The sequence below is a fragment of the Azospirillum brasilense genome, from assembly GCF_007827815.1.
Lineage (GTDB): Bacteria > Pseudomonadota > Alphaproteobacteria > Azospirillales > Azospirillaceae > Azospirillum > Azospirillum brasilense_C.
Genome location: NZ_VITH01000021.1, coordinates 1 through 26,476 on the forward strand (window position 1 = coordinate 1; position 26,476 = coordinate 26,476).

At 66.6% G+C, this 26,476-nt stretch carries 26 protein-coding genes, 5 tRNA genes and 1 pseudogene; 19 read left to right on the plus strand and 13 right to left on the minus strand.

What is annotated here, in order from left to right:
* Positions 1 to 200 precede the first annotated feature (200 nt).
* Entirely contained in the window at positions 201 to 500 is a 300-nt protein-coding gene (locus FBZ83_RS28540; RefSeq protein WP_145690151.1) for a flagellar transcriptional regulator FlhD, read from the minus strand.
* A gap of 346 nt (positions 501 to 846) precedes the next feature.
* On the opposite strand from FBZ83_RS28540, the gene FBZ83_RS28545 reads away from it, so the two are divergent.
* From FBZ83_RS28545 to FBZ83_RS28610, 14 genes are all read left to right on the plus strand, one after another.
* On the plus strand, positions 847 to 1,278 hold the full coding sequence (locus tag FBZ83_RS28545) for a hypothetical protein (RefSeq protein ID WP_200478290.1): 432 nt from the start codon (positions 847 to 849) through the stop codon (positions 1,276 to 1,278).
* Between the two features lie 386 nt (positions 1,279 to 1,664).
* Positions 1,665 to 1,883 (plus strand): Flp family type IVb pilin, encoded by a 219-nt coding sequence (locus FBZ83_RS28550; protein WP_200478291.1) that lies wholly within the window; start codon positions 1,665 to 1,667, stop codon positions 1,881 to 1,883.
* A gap of 110 nt (positions 1,884 to 1,993) precedes the next feature.
* Positions 1,994 to 2,542 carry an A24 family peptidase gene (locus FBZ83_RS28555; RefSeq protein ID WP_145690153.1) on the plus strand — a complete coding sequence of 183 codons (549 nt, stop codon included), beginning with the start codon at positions 1,994 to 1,996 and terminating at the stop codon, positions 2,540 to 2,542.
* Between the two features lie 3 nt (positions 2,543 to 2,545).
* Positions 2,546 to 3,403, plus strand: coding sequence for a Flp pilus assembly protein CpaB (cpaB, locus tag FBZ83_RS28560; protein ID WP_145690154.1), 858 nt, complete (start codon positions 2,546 to 2,548; stop codon positions 3,401 to 3,403).
* Positions 3,404 to 3,432: 29 nt separating this feature from the next.
* Entirely contained in the window at positions 3,433 to 4,881 is a 1,449-nt protein-coding gene (locus FBZ83_RS28565; RefSeq protein ID WP_145690155.1) for a type II and III secretion system protein family protein, read from the plus strand.
* An 11-nt stretch (positions 4,882 to 4,892) separates the two neighbouring features.
* Positions 4,893 to 5,558, plus strand: coding sequence for a CpaD family pilus assembly lipoprotein (locus FBZ83_RS28570; RefSeq protein WP_145690156.1), 666 nt, complete (start codon positions 4,893 to 4,895; stop codon positions 5,556 to 5,558).
* Between the two features lie 10 nt (positions 5,559 to 5,568).
* On the plus strand, positions 5,569 to 6,768 hold the full coding sequence (locus FBZ83_RS28575) for an AAA family ATPase (RefSeq protein ID WP_145690157.1): 1,200 nt from the start codon (positions 5,569 to 5,571) through the stop codon (positions 6,766 to 6,768).
* A 4-nt stretch (positions 6,769 to 6,772) separates the two neighbouring features.
* The gene (locus tag FBZ83_RS28580) at positions 6,773 to 8,149 is read left to right on the plus strand and encodes a CpaF family protein (RefSeq protein WP_145690158.1); all 1,377 of its coding nucleotides are present in this window, start codon (positions 6,773 to 6,775) and stop codon (positions 8,147 to 8,149) included.
* A gap of 5 nt (positions 8,150 to 8,154) precedes the next feature.
* The gene (locus FBZ83_RS28585) at positions 8,155 to 9,144 is read left to right on the plus strand and encodes a type II secretion system F family protein (protein WP_145690159.1); all 990 of its coding nucleotides are present in this window, start codon (positions 8,155 to 8,157) and stop codon (positions 9,142 to 9,144) included.
* Positions 9,141 to 10,103: a type II secretion system F family protein gene (locus FBZ83_RS28590; protein ID WP_145690160.1), complete on the plus strand. Its 963-nt coding sequence runs from the start codon at positions 9,141 to 9,143 to the stop codon at positions 10,101 to 10,103. The genes FBZ83_RS28585 and FBZ83_RS28590 overlap by 4 nt, the downstream gene beginning before the upstream one ends.
* Before the next feature lie 5 nt (positions 10,104 to 10,108).
* A complete protein-coding gene (locus FBZ83_RS28595) occupies positions 10,109 to 10,942 on the plus strand; it encodes a tetratricopeptide repeat protein (RefSeq protein WP_145690161.1) in 834 nt (277 codons plus the stop codon).
* Positions 10,943 to 10,953: 11 nt separating this feature from the next.
* Positions 10,954 to 11,514, plus strand: coding sequence for a TadE/TadG family type IV pilus assembly protein (locus FBZ83_RS28600; protein WP_145690162.1), 561 nt, complete (start codon positions 10,954 to 10,956; stop codon positions 11,512 to 11,514).
* 13 nt (positions 11,515 to 11,527) lie between these two features.
* Positions 11,528 to 12,118, plus strand: a complete 591-nt coding sequence (locus FBZ83_RS28605; protein ID WP_145690163.1) for a TadE/TadG family type IV pilus assembly protein — start codon at positions 11,528 to 11,530, stop codon at positions 12,116 to 12,118.
* A gap of 1 nt (position 12,119) precedes the next feature.
* The gene (locus FBZ83_RS28610; protein WP_145690164.1) at positions 12,120 to 13,616 is read left to right on the plus strand and encodes a pilus assembly protein; all 1,497 of its coding nucleotides are present in this window, start codon (positions 12,120 to 12,122) and stop codon (positions 13,614 to 13,616) included.
* 66 nt (positions 13,617 to 13,682) lie between these two features.
* Here the strand turns inward: FBZ83_RS28610 and FBZ83_RS28615 are convergent, their stop codons facing one another.
* The 3 genes from FBZ83_RS28615 to FBZ83_RS28625 all read right to left on the minus strand — a co-directional run bounded on the left by FBZ83_RS28615 (position 13,683) and on the right by FBZ83_RS28625 (position 16,443).
* Positions 13,683 to 14,258 (minus strand): FlhC family transcriptional regulator, encoded by a 576-nt coding sequence (locus tag FBZ83_RS28615; RefSeq protein WP_137142505.1) that lies wholly within the window; start codon positions 14,256 to 14,258, stop codon positions 13,683 to 13,685.
* Positions 14,259 to 14,592: 334 nt separating this feature from the next.
* Entirely contained in the window at positions 14,593 to 14,874 is a 282-nt protein-coding gene (locus tag FBZ83_RS28620) for a hypothetical protein (protein ID WP_145690165.1), read from the minus strand.
* Positions 14,875 to 15,036: 162 nt separating this feature from the next.
* Positions 15,037 to 16,443: an MFS transporter gene (locus FBZ83_RS28625; protein WP_211101712.1), complete on the minus strand. Its 1,407-nt coding sequence runs from the start codon at positions 16,441 to 16,443 to the stop codon at positions 15,037 to 15,039.
* A gap of 249 nt (positions 16,444 to 16,692) precedes the next feature.
* Between FBZ83_RS28625 and FBZ83_RS28630 the strand changes: the two genes are divergently transcribed.
* Positions 16,693 to 17,352, plus strand: a complete 660-nt coding sequence (locus tag FBZ83_RS28630) for a hypothetical protein (RefSeq protein ID WP_145690166.1) — start codon at positions 16,693 to 16,695, stop codon at positions 17,350 to 17,352.
* A 196-nt stretch (positions 17,353 to 17,548) separates the two neighbouring features.
* Here the strand turns inward: FBZ83_RS28630 and FBZ83_RS32140 are convergent.
* The 7 genes and pseudogenes from FBZ83_RS32140 to FBZ83_RS28660 all read right to left on the minus strand — a co-directional run.
* A pseudogene (locus FBZ83_RS32140) lies at positions 17,549 to 17,917 on the minus strand (transposase); the annotation flags it as partial.
* Between the two features lie 45 nt (positions 17,918 to 17,962).
* The gene (locus tag FBZ83_RS32570) at positions 17,963 to 18,382 is read right to left on the minus strand and encodes a DUF6538 domain-containing protein (protein ID WP_432612506.1); all 420 of its coding nucleotides are present in this window, start codon (positions 18,380 to 18,382) and stop codon (positions 17,963 to 17,965) included.
* An 83-nt stretch (positions 18,383 to 18,465) separates the two neighbouring features.
* A tRNA-Gln gene (locus tag FBZ83_RS28640) sits at positions 18,466 to 18,539 on the minus strand.
* A gap of 1 nt (position 18,540) precedes the next feature.
* Positions 18,541 to 18,615, minus strand: a tRNA-Val gene (locus FBZ83_RS28645).
* A gap of 45 nt (positions 18,616 to 18,660) precedes the next feature.
* Positions 18,661 to 18,737, minus strand: a tRNA-Asp gene (locus FBZ83_RS28650).
* A 99-nt stretch (positions 18,738 to 18,836) separates the two neighbouring features.
* A tRNA-Ala gene (locus FBZ83_RS28655) sits at positions 18,837 to 18,912 on the minus strand.
* Between the two features lies 1 nt (position 18,913).
* Positions 18,914 to 18,988 (minus strand) — tRNA-Thr (locus FBZ83_RS28660).
* Positions 18,989 to 19,166: 178 nt separating this feature from the next.
* Here FBZ83_RS28660 and FBZ83_RS28665 point away from each other — a divergent pair.
* Positions 19,167 to 20,486 (plus strand): class I SAM-dependent methyltransferase, encoded by a 1,320-nt coding sequence (locus tag FBZ83_RS28665; RefSeq protein ID WP_247888520.1) that lies wholly within the window; start codon positions 19,167 to 19,169, stop codon positions 20,484 to 20,486.
* 86 nt (positions 20,487 to 20,572) lie between these two features.
* Here the strand turns inward: FBZ83_RS28665 and FBZ83_RS28670 are convergent, their stop codons facing one another.
* A complete protein-coding gene (locus FBZ83_RS28670; protein ID WP_014197686.1) occupies positions 20,573 to 21,046 on the minus strand; it encodes an RT0821/Lpp0805 family surface protein in 474 nt (157 codons plus the stop codon).
* A gap of 236 nt (positions 21,047 to 21,282) precedes the next feature.
* Here FBZ83_RS28670 and FBZ83_RS28675 point away from each other — a divergent pair, with 236 nt between their 5' ends.
* Positions 21,283 to 24,072 (plus strand): carbohydrate-binding domain-containing protein, encoded by a 2,790-nt coding sequence (locus tag FBZ83_RS28675; protein WP_145690169.1) that lies wholly within the window; start codon positions 21,283 to 21,285, stop codon positions 24,070 to 24,072.
* A gap of 52 nt (positions 24,073 to 24,124) precedes the next feature.
* Positions 24,125 to 24,301 carry a YqaE/Pmp3 family membrane protein gene (locus FBZ83_RS28680; protein WP_040134614.1) on the plus strand — a complete coding sequence of 59 codons (177 nt, stop codon included), beginning with the start codon at positions 24,125 to 24,127 and terminating at the stop codon, positions 24,299 to 24,301.
* 142 nt (positions 24,302 to 24,443) lie between these two features.
* Here FBZ83_RS28680 and FBZ83_RS28685 read toward each other — a convergent pair whose 3' ends face one another.
* Positions 24,444 to 26,147 carry a methyl-accepting chemotaxis protein gene (locus FBZ83_RS28685; protein WP_145690170.1) on the minus strand — a complete coding sequence of 568 codons (1,704 nt, stop codon included), beginning with the start codon at positions 26,145 to 26,147 and terminating at the stop codon, positions 24,444 to 24,446.
* A 170-nt stretch (positions 26,148 to 26,317) separates the two neighbouring features.
* On the opposite strand from FBZ83_RS28685, the gene FBZ83_RS31590 reads away from it, so the two are divergent.
* Entirely contained in the window at positions 26,318 to 26,473 is a 156-nt protein-coding gene (locus tag FBZ83_RS31590) for a hypothetical protein (protein ID WP_186466216.1), read from the plus strand.
* The last annotated feature ends 3 nt before the right edge of the window (positions 26,474 to 26,476 follow it).

Sequence of the window (26,476 nt, forward strand, 5' to 3'; positions counted from 1 at the left end):
CTCCATTCTGGCAAAAACGGGCGTCGGAAACGCTATTTTCAAGCCTCAGCGGAGGCAAAAAGCCGGAATATGTTCGTTTTTCCGCGTCCTGCTAGCTGTAACGGATCAACCGGGGGAGCGCCGCTGTCGATCTGGGCGCCACCCGGCAACATCGGCGCACCTTTCTCCAGAAAGACAATCTCCCGCTCCAGGGGCCGCGGTCAGCGATCCGGTGTCGAAATCGAACGCAGAATCGCACCCGCACGCAGACGGTCCGCCCGGTCCACTGGGTTGCGCGAGGTGAGTTCCTGGAGCAGCGGCCGCGCCGAAATCATGGCCACTACGCCCGATGCGACGGTCTGCAACTCCCGAATCGAGGCATCGCATACGGCTTCAGCCGTCTTGGCGTCAATCCCGAACCGCATCGCCGCTTCGGCGACGTCGTTATGCGCAACCCGTTGCAGGACCATGAGGTAATGAAGATTGAGTTCGTAGATGTCTTGCTGGAAATCGATTGCCATCGCCGCACTCGCAATGTCCACCTGTCTCGGGGAGTGGCAACATGTCTCAACGTGCCATCCCAAATCTTACAAGCCAGTCGCCCGAAAGCGCCGTCCAAATTGTCGCAGATAAGCCGCTTCACAGGATCCATCCCGCAATGGACGAATGTGTGAGTTCATTTCAATATAATTTGCCGTTGTAATTATGTTTACCAGGTAGTAACCAAGGCAGGAGGGTCCTGGATTTTTAAGATATACCCGCCTTACGCTGCTGTTCACGATCAGGCTGTCTTTACAAGGATATCAGTCTCCAATAATCTGCCGGCCGATCTTCGTCAGGTTTCATCTCGGGTGGTCGGTGGTTTTCATGGCCTGTTCGTTTACTCCCTCCCGAGTTCTTCCCGAACCGGTGGACGGTGCAGCCATCATGTGCAGCGACTGCGGCGCGTGGGGTATCCGCCGGATCGACAGCGACGAGTTGATGGAACGGCTGCTGGCAGACTGGCCGGTGGCCGGCTCGGTTCTCGCCGCTGTGATGCCTCTGATGCCATCCCCCGAGCTGGGTGAACTCTGCCGTCAGCGAGCCCTCGCGGCCTACGCCGCGGTGATTGAGGACGAGGACTGGTATCGCCTTCTGGCTTTCATCGACGCCGTCGTCGATTGCACGACGGACCAGTTGACGCCCACCGGTCAAGTCGCGGCAGTCCCCGACCTGATGGCAAGAGTCCTGCCGGTCCGGGTGCAGGTGATGCTGGACGAGACCCGCGCCCGGAAGCGGAGCCTCGCTGCGGCGACCTGACGAGAGCCGCCCAGCGGACAATGTCCCACCGGTGAGTCGCGGTGCCAGGCCGCGTATGGCTCGAGGCCGTTTTCCGGAAATCGCGCGTTTTGGGCCTGGTGGGGCGCTGGTCAGCGGTGGCATGTAATTATGTCGCACCCGAGCACCCACAGTTAACGCAATTATTCGCACAATCCGCAATTTTGGGATAACGGGCGGTAATCCCGGCACGATCGCCTTGTTATTTCGTTTCGAGCCTTTGATCATAGGACCAAATTCCTTTCACGGAAATTTGCGCAATTGATCTGCATCAATTGTGATGCACTTTTCATGCGGTTGCGGGGCCGATGATATTTCGGTAACCAAATGGACATCGACCGCTGCATGCGGAGATCAAGTCATCGAAGATGTCCGAAACCTACACGGGGAATAAAGGCATGCGCACTCTCTTTGCATCTTTGATCGCGAACGAAGACGGCGTGACCGCGATCGAGTATGGCGTGCTGGCTGCACTGGTGGCTTTCGCCGCGACGGCGGGGTTCACTTCGCTCGGCAGCGCCATCAACCAGAAATTCGCGGACATTGCGACCAAGCTCACCGGAACGGCGATCGTCAGTCCGGAATGAGGTGAGATCGTCTCCCCGTTCAGGCGGCTGCCGGGCGCATCCGGTGTCTGGCAGCTGCTGTGCGGAGGACTTCGACAAGGCTCGAAACGATTGGTTCGGAGCCAGCAGCGATGAAGACGCTTCTTTCCGGCGGCGCGGCCATGCTGTTCATGGCGGCGGCCATCTCCGATTTCCGAACCCGAATCATTCCGAACTGGATACCGGCCTTTCTGGGCCTGCTGTTCGCCGCGGCGGCCATCGTCGATCCGTTGACGTACCCGCCCTTGTCGTCGGTGGCTGGCGCCGTCCTCGTCTTTGTTCCCCTGCTGATCCTCTTCGCGGGGGGGAAGATGGGCGGTGGCGACGTCAAGCTTCTGACGGCGGCGTCGCTGTGGTCCGGTTGGGAGCAGCTTCCCGCGCTGCTGCTCGTCACGGTGCTGGCGGGCGGCGTTCTGGCGATTGTGGCGTTGGCGCGCGTCATGGCACGGCGAGCCGCCGACACCCTGACCCTCTTCTTCCCCTGTTCGGCAACGGCCAAGGCCAGGCTGTGGCTGGAAACGCTGCTGCGAACCCGCAACGTCGATGCTCTTCCGCTCGGCGAGGCCGGCCTGCCTTACGGCATCGCCATCGCGGCGGGTGGCCTGTCCATCCTGTCCCCCTTCGGCTCCACCGGGATGTGACGCATGGCTCCGCGCACCATTCTCCTTTCCCTCGCCGCCCTTGCGCTGTTCGGCAGCGGGGCGATCCTGCTGGCCCTTCCCGGCACCCAGCCGCCTCCGCCTGTCGTGGCGGCACCCGCTCCGCCGGCGCTGGCGAAGCTGCGGGTCGCCGCGCACGACCTGGCGCCCGGCACCTTCATCCAAGATTCCGACGTGCGCTGGCAGGATTGGCCGCAAAGCGCCGTGCTGGAAGAGCATGTTCTGTCCGGCAGCGACAAGGACCCGAGCATCGGCGCCATGGTCCGCCACCGCATCGCCGCCGGGGAGCCGTTGATGCGCTCCCGCCTGATCGCTCCCGGCGAGCGCGGCTTCCTGGCCGCCGTCCTGTCACCGGGGATGCGCGCGATCTCCGTCGCGGTGACCGAGGTGTCGGGTGCCGCCGGCCTGATCTCTCCCGGAGACTTGGTGGACCTGATCCTGACGCAGGCCCTGCCCAACGAACAGGACAATCCGGCCCGCCGGCTGGTCGGTGAAACGGTCCTGGAGAGAGTGCGCGTCATCGCCGTCGACCAGCGGGTCGAGGAGGCCGCCAAGGACCGCACCAACGCCGGGAACGGTCGCAAGGTGGCCACCACCGTGACTCTGGAGGTCGGCGCCCGCCAAGCCGAAAAGGTCGCCGTCGCCGCGGAACTCGGCCATCTCACGCTCAGCCTGCACAGCATCGCCCCAGCGGGCGAGGCGGTCGCGCCGACGGCGGCCGAGCCGGTCTGGGCGTCGGACGTGTCGGCCGCGCTCACCGGCCCGAGCGGCGACCGCAAGACCAACGAACGCCCCCGCCTCGCCGTCATCCGTGGCACCGAACTCGTCCGGCAATCCTACTGACGCCAACCCGCTGCCCCAGGAAACCCACCATGCCCCTGCCAGCTCCGTGCGAGCCGGTTCGCACGGCCAAACTCCCTCTCCTCCTGTGCCTGTCCGTTCTTGTGGTTGGCTTCCTCCTCGCTCCGCGGATCGCGGCGGCCCAGGGGAACACCGCGGAACGCGCGACGCGCGGCGCCATGGAACTGGCGGTCGGAAGCGGCACCCTGGTCCGTCTGGGCGAACCCGCCACGAGCCTTTTCATCGCCAGCCCGGACATCGCCGATATCCAGTCGCCGACGGAGCGCAGCGTTTTCGTCGTCGCCAAGAAGGCCGGACGGACGACGCTCTACGCGCTGGGGGCCGGGGACAAGCTGCTGGTGCAGCGCGACATCGTGGTGGTTCACAACACCGCGCAGTTCACCGATCAGCTGCGGGCGGAATTCCCCGCCTACCGCATCTCCCTCACGTCATCACCGGGCCGGCTGGTCGTCGGCGGCGCCGTCTCTACGCCCCAGGACGCCGAGGCGATCATGGCGTTGGCCAAGGGCTATGTCGGACAGGGCGAGACGGTGGTCAACCAGCTCAAGGTCACGGTTCCCACCCAGGTCCATCTGCGCGTCCGCGTTGCGGAGATGGCCCGCAACACGGACAACCAGTTCGGCATCCACTGGGATTCCCTGCTCAATCCGGGCGCCTTCGCCTTCCGCCTGATCACCGGGCGGGACTTCATGAAGTTCGACACCAACTACGGCCGGGACGTCTTCCAGCGGTCGGCGGAGAACGCGGGTTCCCTGGTCTCCAACTATTCCAGCAACCGCGTGAACCTGACGGCCGTCATCGACGCACTGGACGCCGAGGGCATGGTGACCATCCTGGCCGAGCCGAACCTCACCGCGGCGTCCGGCCAGACGGCGAGCTTCCTCGCCGGCGGCGAGTTCCCCATTCCGGTCGCCGAGGAGAACAACCGCGTTTCCGTCGTCTTCAAGCAGTTCGGCATCGGGCTCAACTTCACGCCGACGGTGCTGTCGCCCGAACGCATCAGCCTGACCGTCCGCCCGGAAGTCAGCGAGCTGTCGGAAGCCGGTGCCGTCACCATCGGCTCCATCCAGATCCCCGGCCTTTCGGTGCGCCGGGTGGAAACCACGGTGGAACTGGGCAGCGGGGAAAGCTTCGCCATTGCCGGCCTGTTGCAGAACAACATCCGCGACGCGGTCACCAAATTCCCGCTGCTCGGCGATTTGCCGGTGCTCGGCCCGCTGTTCTCCTCCACCCGCTTCCGCAAGAACGAGAGCGAGCTGGTGGTGATCGTCACCCCCTATCTGGTCAATCCGGCGGGGCCCGGCGCGCTGCAAACCCCGCTCGACGGTCTGCGGCCGACCAGCGAACTGGAACGCCTGTTTGCCCGCCGCCTCGCCAAGGAAAGCCCCGCCCCCGGATCGGGTGGTCCGGTCGGTCCCGGCGGTGCCCGGCTGAACGGTGCCGCTGGCTTCATCTATTGAGGAGACGGGGCATGAATGACCATTTCCCGCAACGCCCGCTTCGTCAAGCCGTCCTTCTGGCGCTGACGCTGCTGGCCGGCGCCTGCACACCGGTGGAAGCGTTGTGGACACCGGCCGACACGCCCCGCGACGTGACGGTTGAGCGTGCCGAGAGCGCCGCCTGGTTGCCGGCCACCCGCAACCGGCTGGCTCCCGCCGACACGGCGCAACTGCGCCGGCTGATCGAGGAGCTGGGGGAGCCGCCGCGGACCCGCGTCACCATCGCGCTGCCCACCGGCGCCGAGCAGCATCAGGCGGTTCCGGTGGTCCGCGCGCTTGCCGGCTTCGGTGTCGATCCCGCGAACATCACCGTCGCCCGGCAGCTGGGCGGCGACGCCGGTCCGGTCCGCGGCATCGCCGTAACGGCGGAGCTCTACGCCGCCGTTCCGCCGCGTTGCCCGGACTGGCGCCGCACCGTGATGGACGACAACAGCTTCCGGCCGTCCAGCAACTTCGGCTGCGCCAACGCCAACAATCTCGCCGTCATGCTGGCCGATCCGGGCGACCTCGCGGCGCCACGCCGGTTGGGGCCGGCCGACGGGGCGGCGCAGGAAGCGGCGGTCGACCGCTACAAAACCAACAAGGTCACGCCGCTGAAAGCCTCCAGCACGGTGCTCACCGGCGCGTCGCAGCAGTAGGAGGGGGCCGATGTCGATCTTCGCCCGCGCATCCGCCGAGACCGGCGCCTCCCGCAACCCGGAGCTGGTCGCCTTCGTCACCGAGCCGGACACCGAACGGACCATTCGTGATCTGGTGGACGAGGAGGTGATGACCTTCACGGTCGTCCGCCGTGGTACCGTCCGGGACGCCATCGGCCATCTGCGCACGTCACCGTCGCCCAAGCTTCTGATTGTCGACATCAGCGCTTCCGCCATGCCGATGTCCGACATCGAGGCCTTGGCCGATGTCTGCGAGCCAAGCGTGACCGTCATCGTGCTGGGCGAGAGCAACGACATCGGCCTGTTCCGCGACCTCATGAACGCGGGCGTGGCCGACTACGTCGCCAAGCCGATCACCACCGAGCTGTTGCGGCGGACCATCGCCATGCGGTCCGGTCCGGCCGCGGTGAAGCCGCGCAGCCGCACCGGCAAGGTGATCGCGGTCACCGGCGCACGGGGCGGGGTGGGGGCCTCAACCCTTCTGGTCAACCTCGCTTGGCTGCTGTCCCACCGGTCCGGCCGCAAGGTGGCGCTGGTCGACCTCGATTTGCAGGCGAGCAGCCTGTCCCTGATGCTGGGCGCGGAGCCCGGCGGCGGGTTGTCCGAAGCGTTGCAGAACATCGACCGCGTCGACGACCTGTTCCTCGACCGCATCATGCAGCAATGCAGCGACCGGCTGTTCCTGCTCACCGGGCATGAGGAGCTGGAGGACGAACCGCCGCTCGCCGCCTCCGCGATCCAGCAGATCGCCACCTTGCTGACGCAGCGCTTCCACTACGTCATGCTGGACGTGCCGCGGCGCTATGGCCCGCTCTATCAGCATTTCCTCAGCCTCGCCCATGTCCGAATCATCATCGCCGACCCCACGCTGCCTTCGGTGCGGGAGACGGTGCGCGTCCTGCGGATGACCGGACGCGACGATATCGGCAAACGTGCGCTGGTCATCCTGAACCACCGATGCCCACCGGCCAAGGGCATCGTCTCGCGCGATGAATTCGAGAAGGCGATCGGCCGGCGCATCGACTACGAGATCCCCTTCGACCGTAAGGCGCTTGCCGCCGAGAATGGTGGCATTCCGCTGGCCACCGAGCATGGCGCGATCACCGACATGCTGCTCGACGTCTCCAACGACCTGTCGGGCAAGCGGTCAATGATCCCGAATTCCTTCAAGCGCATGTTCTGGAGTTGAGCCCATGTTCGGACGCAAGATCGCCGAAGCCGTGCCGGATATCCTGTCCCATCAGCTGGTGGGGCTGCTTCCGCCGGGTGCCCCTCCCTGTGCACCGGCGCGCATTCCTGCGAACCGCGCCGCGGCGGAGGACTCCCGCAGCGCCGACGTCCTTCCGCGCATCCGTGAGCGCGTGCTGGAGAAATTGCAGAATCCGGTCGCCGGCATGGCCGGGCGCGACTCCCTGCGCCGCGAGTTGACCGGACTGGTCGGCGATATCTGCTCCGCGGAGCGCATCCCGATCAGTGCCATCGACCAGGATCGGGTGATCGACATGCTTCTCGACGACATGCTCGGCATCGGCCCCATCGAGCCGCTGCTTGCCGACGACGGCGTGACCGACATTCTGGTCAACGGCTGCAACCAGATCTATGTCGAACGCCGAGGCAAGCTGGAACTGACCGGCCTGCGGTTCCGCGACGACGCCCACGTCATCAACGTCGCTCAGCGCATCGCCAGTTCGGTGGGGCGGCGCGTGGACGAATCGAGCCCGATGGTCGATGCCCGGCTGCAGGACGGCAGCCGCGTCAACGTCATCCTGCCGCCGCTGGCGCTTGACGGTCCCAGCATCTCCATCCGGAAATTCAACCGCCGGCGCGTCGCCATCGCCGACATGGTGTTGCAAGGGAACCTGTCCGCCCCGCTCGGCCGCATGCTGGAGGTCGCGACCGCTTGCCGGCTGAACGTGCTGGTCTCCGGCGGCACGGGCAGCGGCAAGACGACGCTGCTCAACGCGCTGTCCCGCGTCATCGATCCCGCCGAACGGATCGTCACCATTGAGGACGCGGCGGAACTGCAGCTCCAGCAGCCGCATGTCGTCCGCCTGGAGACCCGCCCGGCCAGCATCGAGGGCACTGGCGAGATCACGCAGCGCGACCTCGTCAAGAACGCGCTGCGCATGCGCCCCGACCGCATCATCATCGGCGAGGTGCGCGGCGGCGAGGCGTTCGACCTGCTCCAGGCGATGAACACCGGCCATGACGGGTCGATGTCGACGATCCACGCGAACCGTCCGCGTGACGCGCTCAGCCGTCTGGAAAGCATGGTGATGATGGCGAACGGCAACCTGCCGCTCCAGACGATCCGAGCCCAGATCGCCAGCGCGGTGAACCTGATTGTGCAGGTGGAGCGCATGCGCGACGGCGTGCGCCGCATCCAGCAGGTGGTGGAGGTGGTCGGCATGGAAGGCGACGTCATCACCACCCAGGAACTCTTCACTTTTGTGCAAGGTGGCGGCGAGGCGGTGACCGGCCGTTTCGAGAGCAGCGGCGTGCGCCCGCAATTCAGCGTGCGCGCCGCCTATTACGGACTGGAAGACACTCTGCTCGCCGCGATGAGGTGACCGCCATGGCCGGCTCCTCCCCCCTCTTCGCCATCGGGCTGCTGTTGCTGGGCTCGGGCATGCTCGTCACGCTTCTGTTGCTGCGTGGCCTGTCCGGCGGCGGCGCGGCGGCGCGGCGGCAGCGGCGCCTGGCGGCGGCCATCGGCGATGTGCCGCAGATGTGGCGGGAGCGCCAGGCGCTGAGCGCGGCCCGAGAGGAATTGCGGACCGAGAAGATCGTGCCATGGTGGCGACGGGCCATTCCCTGGTCGGAGCGTCTCGAGTTCCGCATGGCACCGGCCGGCGGACAGCGGCCATTGCTTGGTGCGGCTGCGGTCGCGCTGGGCGTGGCGGTTGCCGGGTTCCTGCTGCTGACGCAGGTTTTCAACATCTCCGTTTTGGTCGCGTTGGCGCTGGCAGTGGCGGCGGCTCCGGTCGCCGGGCGGATGACCCTGCACAGCCTCGTCGCCCGACGCCGCCGGGAGTTCCTGGAAGGGCTGCCCGACGCCATCGACCTGATCGTGCGCAGCGTGCGCGCCGGCATTCCGGTGACCGCGGCGATGACGCTGGTCGGGCAGGAGGTGCAGGACCCGGTGCGTGGCGAGTTCAAGCGACTGTCCGACTCCGTCGCCATCGGCATCGACCTGAAGGAAGCGCTGGACCGCACGGCAGAGCGCGTTCGCCTGCCCGACTTCGACTTCTTCGTCATCTGCCTGATGATCCAGAGGGAGACCGGCGGGCAGCTGGCCGAGACTCTGCAGAACCTCAGCGACATCCTGCGCCGCCGCAAGGATCTGCGGCGCAAGCAGCGGGCGCTGACCGCGGAGGGGCGGGTTTCCGCCAAGATCGTCGCCGCCATCCCGTTCGTCGCCGGCTTCGGGCTCTTTGTCCTGAATCCGAATTACGCGCGGAAGCTGATCGACGACCCGACCGGCAACCGGATGCTCCTCGCCGCCAGCGTTGCGCTCGGCCTTGGCCTGCTCGTCATCGCCCGCATGACCCGGAGTCCGGAATGAGCGCTCTGTCCGCATTGCAGTGTCTGGTCCTGTCCGGCGGGCTCGTCCTGACGGCGGTCCTGCTGGCGCTCGCCGCCGTCGTCGACCGCGAACGGGATCGCTTCCGCGCCCGTCTTCTCGGCGTCGTCCGGCAGGCATCGGAACAGAGGGCAATGAGCCGGAACAGTACGGCTGCGGCGGCGAAGCCGCTGCGCTTGTCCGGCATCGCCCTGCTGCGGCGGGTCATGCTGCTGTCCGCCCGCCTGCCGCTGGTCAGGAAGAAGGACCAGGAGGACATCCGCCGGCTGCTCGTCCGCGCCGGCATCCGCGGGAAGGAAAGCGTGGCGCTCTTCGTCGCGGCGAAACTGCTCGGTTTCGGGGCGGGGGCGCTGCTCGCCGGGAGCGCGCAACTGGTCCTGCAAACAGAGATCGCACCGATGATGGCGCTGGCCGCGACGGTCTTCTCCGGCTTCGTCGGCGGGCTGGTGCCGGAGGCCGCGCTCCAGCGGCGGGGCCGGACAAGGCGCACCGCCATCGAAGCGGCGCTGCCCGATGCGCTGGACCTCCTCATCATCTGCGCCAACGCCGGTTATGGCCTGGACGTTTCGATCCAGCGGGTGGGGCGCGAAATCGCCCGCTTCTTCCCCGATCTGGCCGACGAGCTCGCGGTGACGGCGAACGAGATGCAACTGCTCTCCGACCGCCGCGAAGCGCTCGACAATCTGGTGGAGCGCACGAACGTGCCGGCGATCCGCAGCCTCGTGGTCACGCTGCTCCAGGCGCAACGCTATGGAACACCGTTGACCCAGGCGTTGCGCACGCTGGCCAGGGAAGAACGCAGCGCCCGGATCCTGGCGCTGGAGGAGCGGGCTGCGCGCATTCCGGCGCTGATCAGCCTGCCGCTGATGGTCCTCATCATGCCGGCCGTCCTCATCGTCGTGGCCGGGCCGGCGTTCATCGACATCATGAAGGGGCTCTGACGAGCATGCGCACCGTCTCCCTGCACTTCGCCATTCTGCTCGCCCTTCCGTTGATGCTGGGCGCCTGCTCTCACCCCTCCGGCCTCGGCCAGTTGGCCGGCATGGCGTCGGCGAAGCCGTCCCCGGAACTGGCGACCGGCCTGCGCATCGCCGAGGCCACGCGCAACGGCGGCGACAATCAGGCGGCGATCACTCTCTACCGCCAGATCGTCGCCGCCCACCCGACCTCGCCGCTACCGCTGCTCGGTCTCGGTGATGCGCTCTACGAAGGGCGCGCCTTCGACGAGGCGATCGCCGCCTATCAGGCGGCGCTGCGGCTCGACGCCGGCAATCCCGATGCGCAAGTCGGCATCGGCCGCGTCGACCTTGCGCGCAACCTGCCGGGGGAGGCCCTGGCCGCCTTCGACGGGGCGCTCGCCGCCGCGCCGCAGCATGCCGCCGCGCTCAACGGCAAGGGCGTCGCGCTCGACCTGATGGGAAAACCGGAGGAGGCCCGCGTCCTGTACCGGCAGGTGCAGGCGCTCCAGCCCGGCAACCGCGGCGCCCGCAACAATCTGGCGCTGTCGATGCTGCTGGCCGGTGACAAGGAGCAGGCCATCCCCCTGTTCCGCGAGCTGAGCGCCGAGCGCTCGGCCGGGCAGGAGCGCGTCCGGCAGAACTTGGCCCTGGCGCTCGGCATGTCCGGCCGGATGGATGCCGCGGCGGAGGTCGCGAGGATGGACCTGAGCCCCGAAGCGGTGAAGGAGAACCTCGCCTACTACGCCATGCTGCGGTCGCTCGACAAGCAGGCCGACGGCCACGCCGCCATCGCCCGCGCGGTAAACGCGAGCGGGACCTGAGGAGTGGCGCCATGCTGCGCAGAAAATCCCTGGCCGAAGACGCGGCGGGAGTCACCGTGGTGGAATTCGCCATCGGCGCCCCGATCGTCCTTTTGATCGTGGTGATCGTCATCGAGGTGAGCTTCATGCTTGCGGTGCGGGTGGCGTTGGACATCGGCACGCGCGAGGCGGCACGCGCCGGGCTGACCGGCGCGCCGCCGCCGGCCGGCTCGACGCGCGACCAGCAGCTTCGGAAGATCATGGTCAACACGACCTTCGGTTTCGTCGACCCGGCAAAGCTCACCGTCAGCCTGCTCGCCTACCAGGACGCCGGCAGCGTCGGCAAGCCGGAACCCTACAGCGACATCGACGGCAACGGACGGTGGGATCCCGGGGAGCCCTTCACCGACGTCAACGGGAATGGAGTCTGGGATGCGGACCGTGGGGCCGCCGGCGCCGGGACGAGCGGCCAGACGGTCGCCTATCTGGTGCAGTACACGGGGAAGCCGTTGACCGGCCTCGCCGCCAGCCTGCTCGACGACCCGACCTACCACTACGAATCCCGCGTCGTCGTCCGCAACGAACCGTTCTAGCAAGGAGGGGCGCATGGGCCATCTGCCGGGCCGTCTCGCCCGAAACCGCAGCGGGCTCGTCACCATCGAAGTGGCGGGAATCGCTTTGGCATTCGTTCTTCTGCTCGTCGCCGCGGTGGATTTCGGCCAGCATGTTTCGGCGGTTGGCAAGATCGCGCGCGCCGCCAGCGAGACGGCGAAGATCGCCACCCAGTTCAAGCGGCTGCGCCAGGGCATGACGGTCCAGCGCGGCGACGAGGTCGGCGTGCTGTTCGAGGCGGCCCGGCAGGTCGCCCAGCCGCTCGACATCGACAAGGCGGGGGCGGTGATCGTCACCTCGGTCGCCAATTCGGGAAGCGGCGGCAGCAAGGTGGCGTGGCAGCAGCGCTCGGGCAGTTCCTCCTGGACCAGCCGCATCGGCTCGGCCGTCGGCGGAGCGGCCACCCTGCCCACCGCCTTCTCGATTCGCAGCGGGGACAGCGCCGTCTTCGTCGAGGTCTTCCACACCTATCAGCCGACCGTGCTGAGCGGCAGCCTGTTCGGCGGCGATCCCTCCGGCGTGCCGGTCTACAGCCAAGCCGTATCCCGCCCCCGTTTCGGCGACCTGACCATACTGGACCCGTGACATGAAGAAGACCGCTGTTCGCTGGCGGTGTGCCGGTGCGGCCGCCCAGCACCTGCTCTCCGCGTTGCGCGGCTGTCTGGACGACCGGCGTGGCGCCACCGCCGTGATGGTCGCCGCGATGGTCGTTCCGCTGATCGGGGCCATCGGCCTGTCGGTCGACATGGGGCGCGGCTATCTCGTGCGACAACGCTTGTCGTCGGCCATCGACGCCGGGGCACTGGCCGGGGGCAGGGTGCTCGACACGACCAACGTCCAGGCGGACGCGATCCAGTATTTTCGCGCCAACATTCCGACGACCTACCTCGACACCCCGATTCCGGACCCCGAGGTCACCATCAGCGCCGACCGGCAGACCGTATCGGTGAAGTCCAGCGTGCGGGTTCCGACCACCCTGATCCGGGTTCTGGGCATCGATACCCTGCCCATCACGGTTGAAAACCGTGTGCGGCGCCAGATGTCCGGCGGGTTGGAACTGGCTCTCGTGCTCGATGTCACCGGATCGATGGCGACCGACAACCGCATCGGCAAGCTGCGTGATGCGGCGACCTCGCTGGTGAATATCCTGTTCGGCAACCAGACCGATACCCAGAAGCTGTGGATCTCCGTTGTCCCCTATTCGGCCGAGGTCAATCTTGGCACCGGCCACGGGGATTGGATGACGCTGAGCGGCCCGTCCACCGGCGCCTATTCGCCGTCCACCTGGCGCGGCTGCGTCGAGGCGCGGCCGAGCCCCTACGACGAGGATGACTCCCCGCCCATGGTGGCCGGGTTCAAGCGGTTCCTTTATCCCTCGACCAAAAGCATGAACAACGGCAAGGGCGGCGGCGACAATGATTGGCCGACGATCACCGACACCGGAACCTACACGAACAGCAACGACCGGACCGGACCGAACCTCGGCTGCGGTTTTCCGGTCCTGCCGCTGACCAACGTGAAACAGGACCTGCTGAACAAGATCGCGACGCTTCAGCCGGTGAACCGTGGCGGCACCATGGCGAACCTCGGCCTTCAGGCGGGGTGGTTCACCGTGTCGCCGCGCTGGCAGGGGCTGTGGGGAAGCCCGACGCCGAAGGGGATGCCGCTCGACTACGGTTCTCCGGAAATGAGCAAGGCGATTGTTCTGGTCACCGACGGCGAGAATAGCTGGTTCGACCATTCCAAGCCGCCGACCGGCGATTACACAGCCTATGGCCGCATCGATGAAGGGCGCCTCGGCACCAAGTCCTTTTCCGAATCGACGTCCGAGATCAACAAGCGCATGGCCCGCCTGTGCGAGAAGCTGAAGAACCCCGGCGTTCTCGATGCCGACGGCAAACCAAAGCCCGGCATCACCATCTACACCATCACCATCGGACAGACGAACGCCAACACCCAGGCGCTCTACCGGAATTGTGCATCACAGCCCAGCTACTATTGGGACACGCCGAGCCCCGACCAGCTCAAGAGCGTGTTCCAGAGCATCGGGTCGCAACTCACCAACTTGCGGCTGGAGCAGTGATCTGCTGGCGTCATTCCGGTGCCTGGTGACGCATCGGAATGACGCCAGGCTTTTGTGGAGGGTTGGTCAGCAGAAGCGGTCGGTCAGGTGGCCGGCGTCGGCCGGCACCGGTGGCGTGAAGCTGTGAGCCGCAGCGTTGGCGGTGGAGAGCGGCGGCAACCCGCAAACCGGGCAATGCGCCTGGATGCGCTGCTGTTCATGCACGGCGAAGCGGATGCCGCAGGGGCAGGTCCGTAGGTCGACAACACAGGAGCGCAGGTCGCGGGCGAGAATCCAGGCCATGGTCAGGTCGATGGCTGACTGGTTCAGACCCGTGCATTCCTGCCGCACGTCCATATAGAAGTCATGTGCGCGCAGCAGCGCCTCGATGTCGATCCTGCGCAACGCGTCGGCGCCGGCGCAGTTCAGATAGGCGGTCAGGATGATCGACGCCTCCAGCGCACGCTGGTGGGTCGCGAAGAGCCGGTCGGATTCCGGAAACATGCCCGACACCGAAGCGTGGCCATGAATCTCATGATAAAGCGTGCGGAGCTGTGTCGCGCTGAGGTTGGTGTGCACCGCGACGATTGAGGTTCGGAGATTGCGCTTGATCAAACGTATTGCCAGCGCCAATTTCCGGTGCTGCTCACACTTGTTCACCATGTACACCGCCCTTCGGACGGCAATGGTTCAAGGCGGAGAAGATTAGGATTAAAAGTATTTTTGTTGTTTTTGCGTGCGCCACAAATCGGGGCCATTCTGTTCCTCTCCCGCTCAAACATTCCGTTGTTCCTCGTATTCCTCCCGATGTGCATAGAAAAAGAATATATAACGGCTGCCGAGGCGAAGTTTTATTTTCCCGATTTATGCCGCATAATGCGTCGCCTCGCAACCTGCATGCGGTGGCGACAATTCGACGCATTCGATCAATAGTTGCGATCCGGTGCCGCGGGTTGCCATGGCGGGTGCCACCGGATGCTGTTGCCGGCAGGACGGGTCAGAGGAAGGCTATGGCGTCGGGCGAAACCGATTGGCGTTGCCCGGCATGGCGCGCCAGCTTATGGATTTCCGCCTGCTTGTCCCGAACCAGCCAGTCCGGCGCAAGGAATTCCGTGTGCCGTCCCGCCTGCAAGGAGCCGATGACGCGGACTGGCGGGATCGGCCAACGCAGGCTGTAGCTCATCGGCGCGGCGTCGCCGAACCGATAGGACTGGTGGACGCGGAGCCACTCGTCGGTGACCTCGACGATCGTTCCGCTCAACATCGCGAAGCCGGGCAACCCTGCAGGCGCCGCGCAGCGAGAAGAGGGCGGGGCATCCGCCCCGGCCCGTCGGACTCCGACGCGGGCCGGAGGTCGCGGAAGAACAGGGCTATCGGCCGCCGCGTCGGTTTTGAGGGCGTGGCGGATCGGCGGGCGTCGTGCATCCATGGCCAGTGTCGCTCAGCAATGAAGTCCCGCGTCGGCCCGGCAGTAGAACATCCAGGTGATGACAATGCAGGACAGATAGAAGATCAGGAAAAGCTGGATCGCCATGACCGGCGACCCGGTCAGGCTGATCGACAGTCCGAAAACGCCGGGAATATAGAAGGCACCGAATGCCGCCAGCGCGGAGATGAACCCCAGCGCGGTCGCCGCCTCCAGCGTCGCTTCCTTCAGCGCACGCGCGCGGCCGAGATCGCCTTGCAGATCATATGCATGCATACGGTCGATCAGGAAGACGATCGGCACCATCTGATAGGTCGAAGCGCAGGCGACGCCGGCCGTGGCGAACACCAGCATGGAACTCAGCAGGAACATCCAGAATATCCCGCTGTTCAGGCAGATCGTCATCGTGCTCACCGCGAGGAACAGGATCACGAAAGCCCACAGGGTGATGCGTGCGCCGCCCAGCCGGTCGGCCATGCCACCCGACAGCGACCGCGCCGCCGAACTGACGAGCGGTCCGAGGAAAGCGTAGGCAAGCGGGTCGATGCCGGGGAATTGTGCCTTCACCAGCATTGGGAACGTGGCCGCGAAGCCGATGAAGGTGCCGAAGCTGCCGATGTAGAGCCACCCGTTGATCCAGGTGTGCATGCGACGGAAGATGACCGCCTGTTCGGCGAAGGACGCCTGGGAATGGCCGATATCGTTCATGCCGAACCAAGCCGCCGCGGTCGCCAGCAGAATGAAAGGGATCCAGATGAAGGCCGCGTTCTGCAGCCACACGCCCTGATGGGTTTCCAACGGCGCGCCGAGCGCAGCCGTGGCATGTGGGCCGCCGCCGAGCGGGCCGAGCAATGCGCCGCCGATCACCAGGGGAACGGCGAACTGCACGACCGCCACGCCAAGGTCGGCCATGCCGGCATTGACGCCCAACGCCCAGCCCTTCTGCTCCTTGGGGAAGAAGAAGGAGATGTTGGCCATGCTGGAGGCGAAGTTTCCACCGCCGAATCCGCACAGCAGCGCCAGCACCAGCATCACGCCGTAGGGCGTTTCCGGGTGCTGTACGGCGATGCCGATGCCCAGAGCCGGGATGAGCAGGGACGCCGTGCTGATCGTCGTCCACAACCTTCCGCCGAAGATCGGCACGGTGAAGGCGTAGACCAGGCGCAGGACCGCTCCGGAAAGGCCCGGCGCGGCCGTCAGCCACAGAAGCTGTGTGGTTGTGTATGAGAAGCCGACGATTGGAAGGTGCACGACGACGGCGCTCCACACCATCCAGACGCAGGAGGCGAGAAGCAATGCGAAGGCCGAGATCGCGAGGTTGCGCATCGCGATCGGCTTGCCGCCGTCCACCCAAAAGGCCATGTCGTCGGGCCGCCAGTCATCCAGTCGATCGCTCATGCGTGACAGAGTCTGGTCGGTCATCAATCGTCCTCACACATCGGGGATAGCCGGCCGCGTCGCCAGGCACTCGCCGGCAGCGGCGATCGAGCGGAAAATAGTGGGCCGAGTGTACTCTCCGCCGCCGCGGCTCCGCGATGTCAGGAAGACGCGTCTTTTTTTCGTCATTCGTCGAATGGTGAAAAAAAGACGCGTCCAAGCCCCCTGTACGGTTGCCTGGGTGCCTCGCTACGGTGACGTGCATCCGGCCCTTCCCATTCAGGGTGCACGCCTATGCTGTCTCCAGAACGGACCATTGAGGATCGGGATGCCGGGGATTGGAACGCGCCGCTCCGTGATCGGGCGCATCCGCCGGAATCCGTCGCCGGCCCGCTCATTTCTCTCGCTGCCACTGCCGCTGCCGCTCCGGCGGATACGTTGCGCCGGTTCCGTCTGTCGCAGGTGGAGCTGATGCCGACGGTGCGGCGGCTTGAACTTGACTGGCCGTGCAGTGTCGCGATGATGCAGCGCTTCGCCGAGTATGTGACCGGCGTTCCTGTCTGTCATCCACGCGATCCGGGATCGCGCTCCGGTTCGCCCATTCCGGTGCTGTTCCTGTGCCTTCAGATGGGGCTCAGCGCCTATGACGCTGCGGCCGACGAAAGCGACGACCGCCGTTTGTTCTCCTTCGTCGACGGGCTTTGCCAGGAGGCGGCGCGCCTGCTTTCCGGCATCGTGCTGTTTACGCCCGACAACGACTGCTGGATGGCGGGCAATGGGGCGGCGCTGCACGGATGGCTGGCGACATGTGATGTCCGTGGCGTGACCGTCCATCGTTCTCAGCGCCGCGGCGCCAGCCATCAGCGCGTTCTCTCAGCGATCGGCCGGTATGTCGTCCCGGCGCGCGAAAGCGCGATCCTGGAGCGTGTCCTCCGGGCCGATGCGACGCCATAGGATGAACTGACGGCCCGCGCCGTCGAAAGCCGGATGACGGTATGCCGCTGCCGATTGTTCCCGACCACGCGATGGTCTTCTTCAACCCGCTTCGTTTGTCGTGCGTGCAAGAACGTTTGATGTCCCCGCATTGACAGGCACGGCAATCCGCTCGCGTCCGGCCCGCTCCCGATCTCATCCAAGGATCCAAGAACGTGCGCCGATAACCGTAATGGCCATACTGGCCGGCCAGCCGCAAGATGGCACTGGTGAGCGCATCCTCATCGGCCGGAACCATCGGAAGTTCCCCGTGCCGCCTCCTGCAGGGTCAGCTTGTCCAACGTCTGATCGGCCTCCGCCTTGCGCAGGCGCCGGTTCTCGCACTCCAGTTCCTTGACCGCTTGGCCTGATCCAGCTTCAGCCCGCCAAACTCCGCGCGCCAGCGATCGTAGGTCTGCTCCGAGATAGCCTCTATGCAGCAGGTCTCGCGGACCGTGTGCCCCTACGCCACCGCCACCTCGATGGCGCGCAACAGGCCGATGATCTGTTCCGACGGGCCGTTCCGTCCTCCTCCTGATTTGCCCAGCCCTCGGATAGGGGCTGGCGCTGGTTCAGGGGGCAGCTCAGGACCTCACGCAGATCGACGCCGCGCCGCCGGCCCCGCTTGGCCGGGCGCGGTAGCCATGGTTCGATCAGGATCCACTCCGTGTCCGTCAGGTCCGTCGGATACCGTTGTGACCGCCGGTCCGGCCCCGCCTGCTTCGCTCGATGAGCCTTCGTCCACATTGCCTGTCTCCCGCTTCCACACGGAAAACAGGCAAACCCTCATTCCCAAACTGGCTCTCAGCGGCGGCCGGGTCTTGTTGGGTAGGCTTCTCGGCCATGGTCGCGCGTCCTCCGTCAGCGCGTAGAGACCGGCGGCCGTCGCCCGGGCGGGGCGGCGGTCGGTCGTGCGCAGGGAAACCCAAACCTCGGATTGGCGCAAGAGCAGACGGATCGCAACGGGAACGCGTCGGCGGAAATGGTAGGTGGCGCCCTGTCGTGTCAACATTCCGGCCCTGTGGAGTAGGCCGGTGGAGTAAACGGATCACCGGCCGGAGGCCGTTGCCGCAAGATGTTGATTTTCAAGGAAGTTGGTTGGGGGACTAGGATTCGAACCTAGGTAGCCAGAGTCAGAGTCTGGAGTCCTACCGCTAGACGATCCCCCAATGGTGGTCCCGACTGGGATTGAACCAGTGACCCCTACGATGTCAACGTAGTGCTCTCCCGCTGAGCTACAGGACCAAACCGCGAGATACCAAACCGAACTGGACCTAAACCACAAGAAAGTGGCGCGAGTGACGGGACTTGAACCCGCGGCCTCCGGCGTGACAGGCCGGCGCTCTAACCAACTGAGCTACACCCGCGTCGTAGGCGACCTTCTAAAGAACAAAGACCGCCGAAGCAAGCACTAAATTCAACCTTACCCAACTTACTCAAGTCAACCAACCAACCGCCGAAGAAGTTGGTGGAGCCGAGGGGGATCGAACCCCTGACCTCCTCATTGCGAACGAGGCGCTCTCCCATCTGAGCTACGGCCCCATGGTGCTGCCAGAGAGGATTGAACTCTCGACCTCTCCCTTACCAAGGGAGTGCTCTACCACTGAGCTACGGCAGCGTCCGGCGGGAGCGGGTGAATAGCAATCCAGACGGCCCCCTGTCAAAGGGAAAAATATCGAAGGGGGCATTTCTTTCTTTTCACCCCCGCGACGGCCGCAGGCGGCGCTTGCATCCCGCCGCCGACGCAGGGCATCTCATGCCCCATTCCGACCATGCCCGACCGACAGGTTCTTCCCGTGGATGAGGTTCTGAGCGAGGCGCGCCGCCTGATCGCGGCGCGGCATTACCGACAGGCGGTGCGCCTGCTGCGGGACACCGCGGGGCAATCCGCTGGGTCCGTCGAGCGCGACCGGCTGACTGGCATGGCCGCGCTCGGCCGGCGCGACGCCGGGACCGCCACCACCGTCCTGCGCCGCGCCCTGGCGCGCGAGCCGGCGCACGCCGAGACCCTCCATCATCTCGCCCAGGCCGTGCTGGCCGGCGGGGACCGCTTGCAGGCCGTCCGCTGGCTGGAGCGGGTGGCTGTGGCCGATCCTGCCTTCCCCGGCCTGCGCGAGGGGCTGGCCGGCGCCTACCGCCGCGACGCCCTCTATGAGGAGACACTCCGGGTGACAGGGGAAGCGCTGGCCGCCGGGAACCGCTCGGCGGACATCCTCTATGAGCGGGCGGTCAGCCTCGCCCATCTCGGCGACGCCGCGGGCGCCCTGGCCGTCTTCGACGAGCGGCTGGCCGACGATCCGGAGCACGCCGCTGCGTGGTTCGGCAGCCACGCCGCAGCGCTCGACCTGAACGGGGTGGAGGACGCGCTGCGCCGCCTGCGCCGGGCCGCGGACTGTCCGGGGGCGGCGGGCAAATACTGGGGCTTCCTGTGCGCCTACCTGCTGCTGCTGGGCCGCGACGCGGAAGCCGGTGCGCTGTATGGCGAGAAGCTGGACGGTCAGCCGAAGCGTCTGCCGCTGGTCGAAGCGGTGACGGCGATCCGCCCGCACCTCGCTTCGGATGTTCGGCTGTTCGGCGTCGGGGCGGAACTGCTGCGTTTTGCGCTCGAGCGGGCGGCGGTGCCCGGTCTGGTGCTGGAGTTCGGCGTGCGCCGCGGCACCTCGCTGAACCAGATCGCCGCGGTTGCCGGGCAGGCCGTGCACGGCTTCGATTCGTTCGAGGGGCTGCCGGAGGGCTGGGTGAACGCGCCGCGCGGCGTGCTCAGCACGGGCAAGAGCCTGCCGCCGGTGCGTGACAACGCGGTGCTGCACGCGGGCTGGTTCGAGGACACGCTGCCGCCCTTCCTGGCGGCTCACGGCGGCGCGGTGCGCTTCGTCAATGTGGACAGCGACATCTACTCGTCGGCGCGGACGGTGCTGACCGCTCTGGCACCGCGCTTTCGGGCGGGGACGGTGCTGGTCTTCGACGAGTTCATCGGGAACCGGACGTGGCGCGAGGACGAGTATCGCGCCTTCATGGAATACGCCGCCGAGTCCGGTGCGGCCTGGGAGATCATCGCCGTCGGCCCGCACACCAAGCAGGTGGCGATCCGGCTGACCGCGCTTCCCGTGCCATGACTCCGGCATCCTGACGGGGGCTCCCGCCCCGACCGCCGTCTCCGCGGCTTGCGGAAGGGACGGCCGGGGTGGGGGCGTGCCGGGTGTTAGGACACGATGCGCCAGCTGCCGTCCGGCTGCTGGCAGGCGGTGCCGTTGGCCCGCTCGGCCTTGCCGCCGACATAGACGGTCTGCTGGTACTCGCGGCAATAGTTGCCGGAGTTGTCGCGGCCGTCGCGGATCGGGGTGATGGTGCCGCGGTTGCCCGATTCCGGGTTGTTCCACTGGATGGTCGAGCCCATCGGCGCCGCGTAGGCCTGGGTGGCGGCGCGCTGGGCGTAGCCCTCGTCCGCGCGGTCGAGCGACTGGCCGAGCTCGCTGCCGAGATAGGCGCCGAGCAGCGTGCCCACACCGGTGGTGATAAGCTTGCCGGTGCCGCCGCCGAACTGCGAGCCGATCACGCCGCCGGCCGCCGCGCCGCCGAGCGCGCCGACCGTCTGCTTGGTCCCGATGCCGCTGCCGCCGCTCTGGCAGGCGGCGAGCGACAGGGCGACAAAGGCGGTTACAGCGATCTTCTTCATGGGGTCTCTGCCTCTTGGTTCCGTATAAGCCATCAACACGTAAGGCTTCGCTTTAATCCGGGGGAGCCTGCGCTTTGGTGCGTATCACTCCCGTTCAACCGCCTCTCCCGTCATAGGCGGTGGCGGATAGAAGCACGGACCCGGCAGCCCTCGCCTGTTATCAAAATGGCGCACAAATGTCTGGCCGGCCCCGCCATGCTCGCCGCCGTTGAGCATAAGAGCGAGGGAACCATCCAATGGCTTCGACCACCACGGGCAAGACCGACGCCAAGATTGTCGTGAGTGCCTATGGGCAGTCCGCCGGAGGCATCTGGCCGCATTTCCGCCTGTTGATCGACGGCGTCGAGGTGGGCCAGGCAACCGTCAACGCCAGCAGCCCGACCGCCTACAGCTTCACGGTGCCGGTCACCGCGGCGCAGGCGCACAAGGTGCAGATCCAATACGACAACGACGCCATGGTGAACGGCCAGGACCGCTCGCTGATCGTCAGCGGGGTCACCATCAACGGCAAGACCCACAAGCCGACCGACGCCAACGTCACCTACGACAAGGGCGCGCTCGACGGAAAGGACGTGGTCAAGGGCCAGTCCGGGATGTGGTGGAACGGCACGCTGGTCGTCGACACCCCGGCCGCCGACTTCCCCGCCCCGGCGGCGCCGGTTGCCGGAACCTCCACCTTCGTGGTGAACGCGCAGGGCATCGCGGCGGGCGGCACCAACGCGCATTTCAACCTGATGGTCGACGGCAAGAAGGTGGGGGAGGGCACGGTCGGCACCGCGGCCAAGGACTACAGCTTCACCGCCAACGTGGCCCCGGATCAGGCGCACAAGGTGCAGATCCAGTATGACAACGACGCCGTGGTGAACGGCCAGGACCGCTCGCTGATCGTCAACAAGGTCACGATCAACGGCAAGTCCGTCGCCGCCACCGACAGCATCGTCACCTACGACAAGGGTGCGCTCGACGGTAAGGACGTGGTCAAGGGCCAGTCCGGCCTGTGGTGGAACGGCACGCTGGTGGTCGACGCCGACAAGAGCTTCTTCGCGACCGGCGGGTCCACGCCGGCCCCCACGCCCACCCCGACTCCCACGCCGTCCCCCGCCCCGACCGGGCCGGCGATCTTCGTGGCGACCAACGGCAAGGACAGCTGGTCGGGCAAGCTGGCCGCTCCCAACGCCAACGGCACCGACGGGCCGAAGGCGACGCTGACCGCCGCCCGCGACGCCATGCGCGCCGACCCGACCATCGACGTGACCTACGTCCGCGGTGGCGACTACTACATGAAGGACATGCTCTGGCTGGACGGCCAGGACAGCGGGGTCCGCTTCGCCGCCTACGGCAGCGAGAAGCCGGTCTTCCACGGCGGCTCGCTGGTGGAGAACTGGGTGTCGCGCGGCAACGGCCTCTACAGCGCGCAGCTTCCCGGCGGGTCCAAGGCGGTGCTCGACCTGTCGATGGACGGCGACCGCCAGACGGTGGCCCGCACGCCCAACGCCGATCCCAGCCACCCCATCGACGGCGGCTGGCTGATCGCCACCAAGGCCGGGGCCAACGCCTACACCCAGTTCGGCTTCAAGGCGGGGGCGATCCCGACCTATTCGAGCACGGACGGGCTGATGGTCAGCGTCTTCAGCCAGCACGGCTACGACAACATGACCGTGCCGGTGAAGAGCATCGACTACGGCAGCAACACCATCACGCTGGCCCAGAGCACCTACGACGCGCTCGGCGCCGGCAGCCGCTTCTACCTGTTCAACGGCAAGGACCAGCTCGACACCGCGCGGGAGTGGTTCTTCGACAAGGCGTCCGGCCAAGTTCTGTTCAAGCCGGAGGGCGGGGCGGTCGCCGGGCACAAGGTGGTCGCGGCGCAGCTTCCCGTGTTGATCGGGCTGGGCGGTGCGAAGAACGTGACGATCGAAGGGCTGACCCTGACCGACGGCGCGCCGGACGGCCACGCGGTCTACGCCAACAACGCCGCCGGCCTGACCTTCAAGAACAACACCGTCACCAACACCGGCTACGGCATCACGGTGGAGGGCAGCGCCAACAGCACCGTCACCGGCAATCACTTCGCCGAGACCGGGCGCGAGGCGGTCTACGTCAAGGCCGGGTCCAACTTCACCAAGGTGTCGGACAACCTGATCCAGCACGCCAGCGCCGTCGACCACGGCGGCGACGCGCTGTGGGTGAACGGCAGCAACGACGTCTCCATCACCCACAACCAGATCGAGGACACGCCGGGCAAGGCCATCGCGGTCGGCTCCGTCCAGGCCTCGGGCGACGCCACCTACCGGGCGACGATCACCCACAACAAGATCATCGGCGCCAACCAGGAGACCAGCGACGGCGGCGGCATCTACCTGATCAACCGCCAGCAGGACCTGGCCGGCCACACGGTGGCCTACAACGAGGTGTCGGGCACCACCGCCTTCGGCAACGTGACCTGGGACGGCAAGGTCTCCCCCACCTTCCTCGACCCGACGAAGCTGGTGAGCTGGGGCATCTATCTGGACGACTGGACCAGCGGCACCACGGTGAAGGGCAACGTCGTCCATGACAACGTCGGCGGCATCTTCCTGCACGGCGGCTGGAACAACACGGTCACCGACAACATCCTGGCCGACAATCTGGGCACCCAGATCGGCCTGCAGCAGAGCGTCGGCTGGGGCGGCTGGAAGGGCACGCCGATGGCGAACAACACCATCACCCAGAACATCGTGGACGCCGGCGATGGCCAGGCGGTCGCGCTGGACGGGCCGAAGACGGCGGGGACCTTCACCGGCAACTTCTACGCCGACCTCAACCCCAACGAGGCGCTGTTCCAGGCTTGGCCGCAGGTGATGGCGAACGGCGCCACCGGCACGCTGGCGCAGTGGCAGGCCGCCGGCTACGACAAGGGGTCCTTCACCTTCGACCCGCAGTTCACCGACGCCGCGCACGACAACTTCGTGCCGGTCTCCGGTTCGGCGGTGTACCAGCACGGGTTCGATCCTCTGCCCTTCGACCAGATCGGCCTGCTGGGCTGAGGATCGGGACGAGGAAAGGGAACCTGGGGCGGGGCGGGAGCGTTATCGCGGCATGGACATCATACGCATCATCCTGGCGCTTCTGCTGCCGCCCGTCGGCGTCTTCCTCCAGGTGGGGTTTGGCGCCCAGTTCTGGATCAACGTGCTGCTGACCCTGCTCGGCTACATTCCGGGCATGATCCACGCGCTGTACGTCATCGTGAAGTACAAGGACCGCTCCCCGGCGTGAGGTCCGATATAGCCCTTTCCCCTCTGGGGAGAGGGTGGCCCGAAGGGCCGGTGAGGGGGTTGCGCTTATGCCGGACGTTCCGACACGCGCAACCCCCTCACCCTAACCCTCTCCCCAGAGGGGAGAGGGGATATACGCCTCCTTAGGCCGCGCGGACCTTCGCCAGGAAGCCGCTGACCTCCGTCCGCAGACGCGCGGCGGAGCGGCTCAGTTCCTGCGCGCTGCCAAGCACGCGGCCCGCCGCGGTTCCGCCCTGCGAGGCGGCGCCGCTGACCTGGACGATGGCGCCCGACACCTCCGCCGTGCCCGCCGAGGCCTGCTGGACGTTGCGGGCGATCTCCTGGGTGGCGATGCCCTGCTGCTCCACCGCCTGGGCGATGTCGTCGGCGATCTGGCTGCTTTCCCCGATGACCTGGGCAATCTCGCGGATCGACTGCACGGTGCGCAGGGTGACGTCCTGAACCCCGGCGATCTGGGCGGTGATGTCCTCGGTCGCCTTGGCGGTCTGGTTGGCGAGATTCTTCACTTCGCTCGCCACCACGGCGAAGCCCTTGCCGGCCTCGCCGGCGCGCGCCGCCTCGATGGTCGCGTTCAGCGCCAGAAGGTTGGTCTGCTGGGCGATCGAGTTGATGAGCTGCACCACCTCCCCGATCTTCTGCGACGTGCTGACCAGACCTTCCGCGGTCGCCTGGGTGTCTTCGGCGTTGCGGACGGCGCGGTTGGCGATGTCGGCGGACTGGCGGACCTGCTGGCCGATGCTGCTGACCGACCCGGCGAGTTCACCGCAGGCGGTGGCCACCGATTCCACGTTGGCCGTCGCCTGGGTCGCCGCGGCGGCGACGGTGCCGGCCTGATCGTTGGCGCGCTCCATGGTGGCGTTCAGCGTCTGGGCGGCGCCCTCCAGCTCGGCGGCGGCGTGGGACACCAGTTCGACGATGGAACCGACGCTGCGCTCGAACTGGTCGGCCAGCCCGTTCATCGCCTCGCGCTTCCCGGCCTCGGCGCGGCGTTCCGTTTCCTCCTTCTCCGACTCCATGCGGCGGGCGCGGACCATGTTGTCCTTGAAGACCTGGACGGCGCGGATGATCTCGCCGACCTCGTCGCGGCTGGTCGCCTGCGGCACTTCGATGGTCAGGTCGCCCTCGGCCAGCTTCAGCGTGGTGTCGGTCAGGCGGCGCAGCGGCCGCACCGTCAGGATCGACCACCAGGCGAGCCCGGCGCCGAGCAGGACGGTCACCGCGCACAGCGAGATCATCAGCACCTGGAAGCTCTCCGACACCGTCCGGGCGTGCTTGGCCACCGCCTGGCTCTCGGCCTCCTGAAGGTCGATGAAGGCGTTGATGCGGGCCAGCCACTCGGTGAAGCCGGGGCGGGCCTGCTCGACCAGGATCTTCACGGCGCGGTTGGCGTCGCCGACTTGGCGCGCCTCGATGACGCCGCGGGCCAGCGGCAGGGTCTTGGCCTCCGTCTCCTTGATGGAGGCGAGGATCTCCCGCTCCCGGGCGGTGATGTGGGTGCCGGCGGCGAACATGCGGTCCATCTGCTCGGCCGAGCGCGCGTAGTCGGCGGCCAGCCGGTCGATGGTGGCGAGTTCGGCCTTCAGCGCCGCGGCGTCGGACAGGAGCGTGACGTCGCGCAGGCTGATCGCCCGGTCATGCACGCTGCCGCGGAAGTTGATGGCGTAGCGCTGCTTGACGTTGTTGACGTCGTTGATCGTGGAAAGGCTGTCGTTGATGCTGTTGACCTTGTAGATGGCGATGGCCGCCAGGGCGACCATCAGCACCAGGATGCTGGAGAAGCTCAGCATCAGCCGAAGGCCGACCTTGGCGTTTCGGAACCAGTTCATTGTCCACACTCCCGCCGGTCCGTGTCGTCGAAGACTCGTTGGATGCCGCCGGTTGCCGAAAGCCCACCCCGCGGCGGAACCGACGATAGCACCAAAGAGTTGATACGGATTTTCCGAGAGATTGGATCAAAAGGAAAATTTTTCAGGACGCGGGAAGGGATGGCTGGGTTGTGGGATTTGTCACAGAAAATCGCCGCCCGTCCGGCTACAGTCGCGCGCGTTCGCAGACCCCTCACGAGATGAAGATGGCCGGCCCGATGCTCAAGCTGCTGCTCGCCCTGTTGCCGCTCGGCGCGTCGCTGCTGATGCTGGCGACGGTTCAGTAAAGG

Coding starts and splice junctions, on each gene's coding strand:
- FBZ83_RS28540 (WP_145690151.1), bottom strand. CDS start 500: ATGGCAATCGATTTCCAGCAAGACATCTACGAACTCAATCTTCATTAC.
- FBZ83_RS28545 (WP_200478290.1), top strand. CDS start 847: ATGGCCTGTTCGTTTACTCCCTCCCGAGTTCTTCCCGAACCGGTGGAC.
- FBZ83_RS28550 (WP_200478291.1), top strand. CDS start 1,665: ATGTCCGAAACCTACACGGGGAATAAAGGCATGCGCACTCTCTTTGCA.
- FBZ83_RS28555 (WP_145690153.1), top strand. CDS start 1,994: ATGAAGACGCTTCTTTCCGGCGGCGCGGCCATGCTGTTCATGGCGGCG.
- cpaB (WP_145690154.1), top strand. CDS start 2,546: ATGGCTCCGCGCACCATTCTCCTTTCCCTCGCCGCCCTTGCGCTGTTC.
- FBZ83_RS28565 (WP_145690155.1), top strand. CDS start 3,433: ATGCCCCTGCCAGCTCCGTGCGAGCCGGTTCGCACGGCCAAACTCCCT.
- FBZ83_RS28570 (WP_145690156.1), top strand. CDS start 4,893: ATGAATGACCATTTCCCGCAACGCCCGCTTCGTCAAGCCGTCCTTCTG.
- FBZ83_RS28575 (WP_145690157.1), top strand. CDS start 5,569: ATGTCGATCTTCGCCCGCGCATCCGCCGAGACCGGCGCCTCCCGCAAC.
- FBZ83_RS28580 (WP_145690158.1), top strand. CDS start 6,773: ATGTTCGGACGCAAGATCGCCGAAGCCGTGCCGGATATCCTGTCCCAT.
- FBZ83_RS28585 (WP_145690159.1), top strand. CDS start 8,155: ATGGCCGGCTCCTCCCCCCTCTTCGCCATCGGGCTGCTGTTGCTGGGC.
- FBZ83_RS28590 (WP_145690160.1), top strand. CDS start 9,141: ATGAGCGCTCTGTCCGCATTGCAGTGTCTGGTCCTGTCCGGCGGGCTC.
- FBZ83_RS28595 (WP_145690161.1), top strand. CDS start 10,109: ATGCGCACCGTCTCCCTGCACTTCGCCATTCTGCTCGCCCTTCCGTTG.
- FBZ83_RS28600 (WP_145690162.1), top strand. CDS start 10,954: ATGCTGCGCAGAAAATCCCTGGCCGAAGACGCGGCGGGAGTCACCGTG.
- FBZ83_RS28605 (WP_145690163.1), top strand. CDS start 11,528: ATGGGCCATCTGCCGGGCCGTCTCGCCCGAAACCGCAGCGGGCTCGTC.
- FBZ83_RS28610 (WP_145690164.1), top strand. CDS start 12,120: ATGAAGAAGACCGCTGTTCGCTGGCGGTGTGCCGGTGCGGCCGCCCAG.
- FBZ83_RS28615 (WP_137142505.1), bottom strand. CDS start 14,258: ATGGTGAACAAGTGTGAGCAGCACCGGAAATTGGCGCTGGCAATACGT.
- FBZ83_RS28625 (WP_211101712.1), bottom strand. CDS start 16,443: ATGACCGACCAGACTCTGTCACGCATGAGCGATCGACTGGATGACTGG.
- FBZ83_RS28630 (WP_145690166.1), top strand. CDS start 16,693: ATGCTGTCTCCAGAACGGACCATTGAGGATCGGGATGCCGGGGATTGG.
- FBZ83_RS32570 (WP_432612506.1), bottom strand. CDS start 18,382: ATGTTGACACGACAGGGCGCCACCTACCATTTCCGCCGACGCGTTCCC.
- FBZ83_RS28670 (WP_014197686.1), bottom strand. CDS start 21,046: ATGAAGAAGATCGCTGTAACCGCCTTTGTCGCCCTGTCGCTCGCCGCC.
- FBZ83_RS28675 (WP_145690169.1), top strand. CDS start 21,283: ATGGCTTCGACCACCACGGGCAAGACCGACGCCAAGATTGTCGTGAGT.
- FBZ83_RS28680 (WP_040134614.1), top strand. CDS start 24,125: ATGGACATCATACGCATCATCCTGGCGCTTCTGCTGCCGCCCGTCGGC.
- FBZ83_RS28685 (WP_145690170.1), bottom strand. CDS start 26,147: ATGAACTGGTTCCGAAACGCCAAGGTCGGCCTTCGGCTGATGCTGAGC.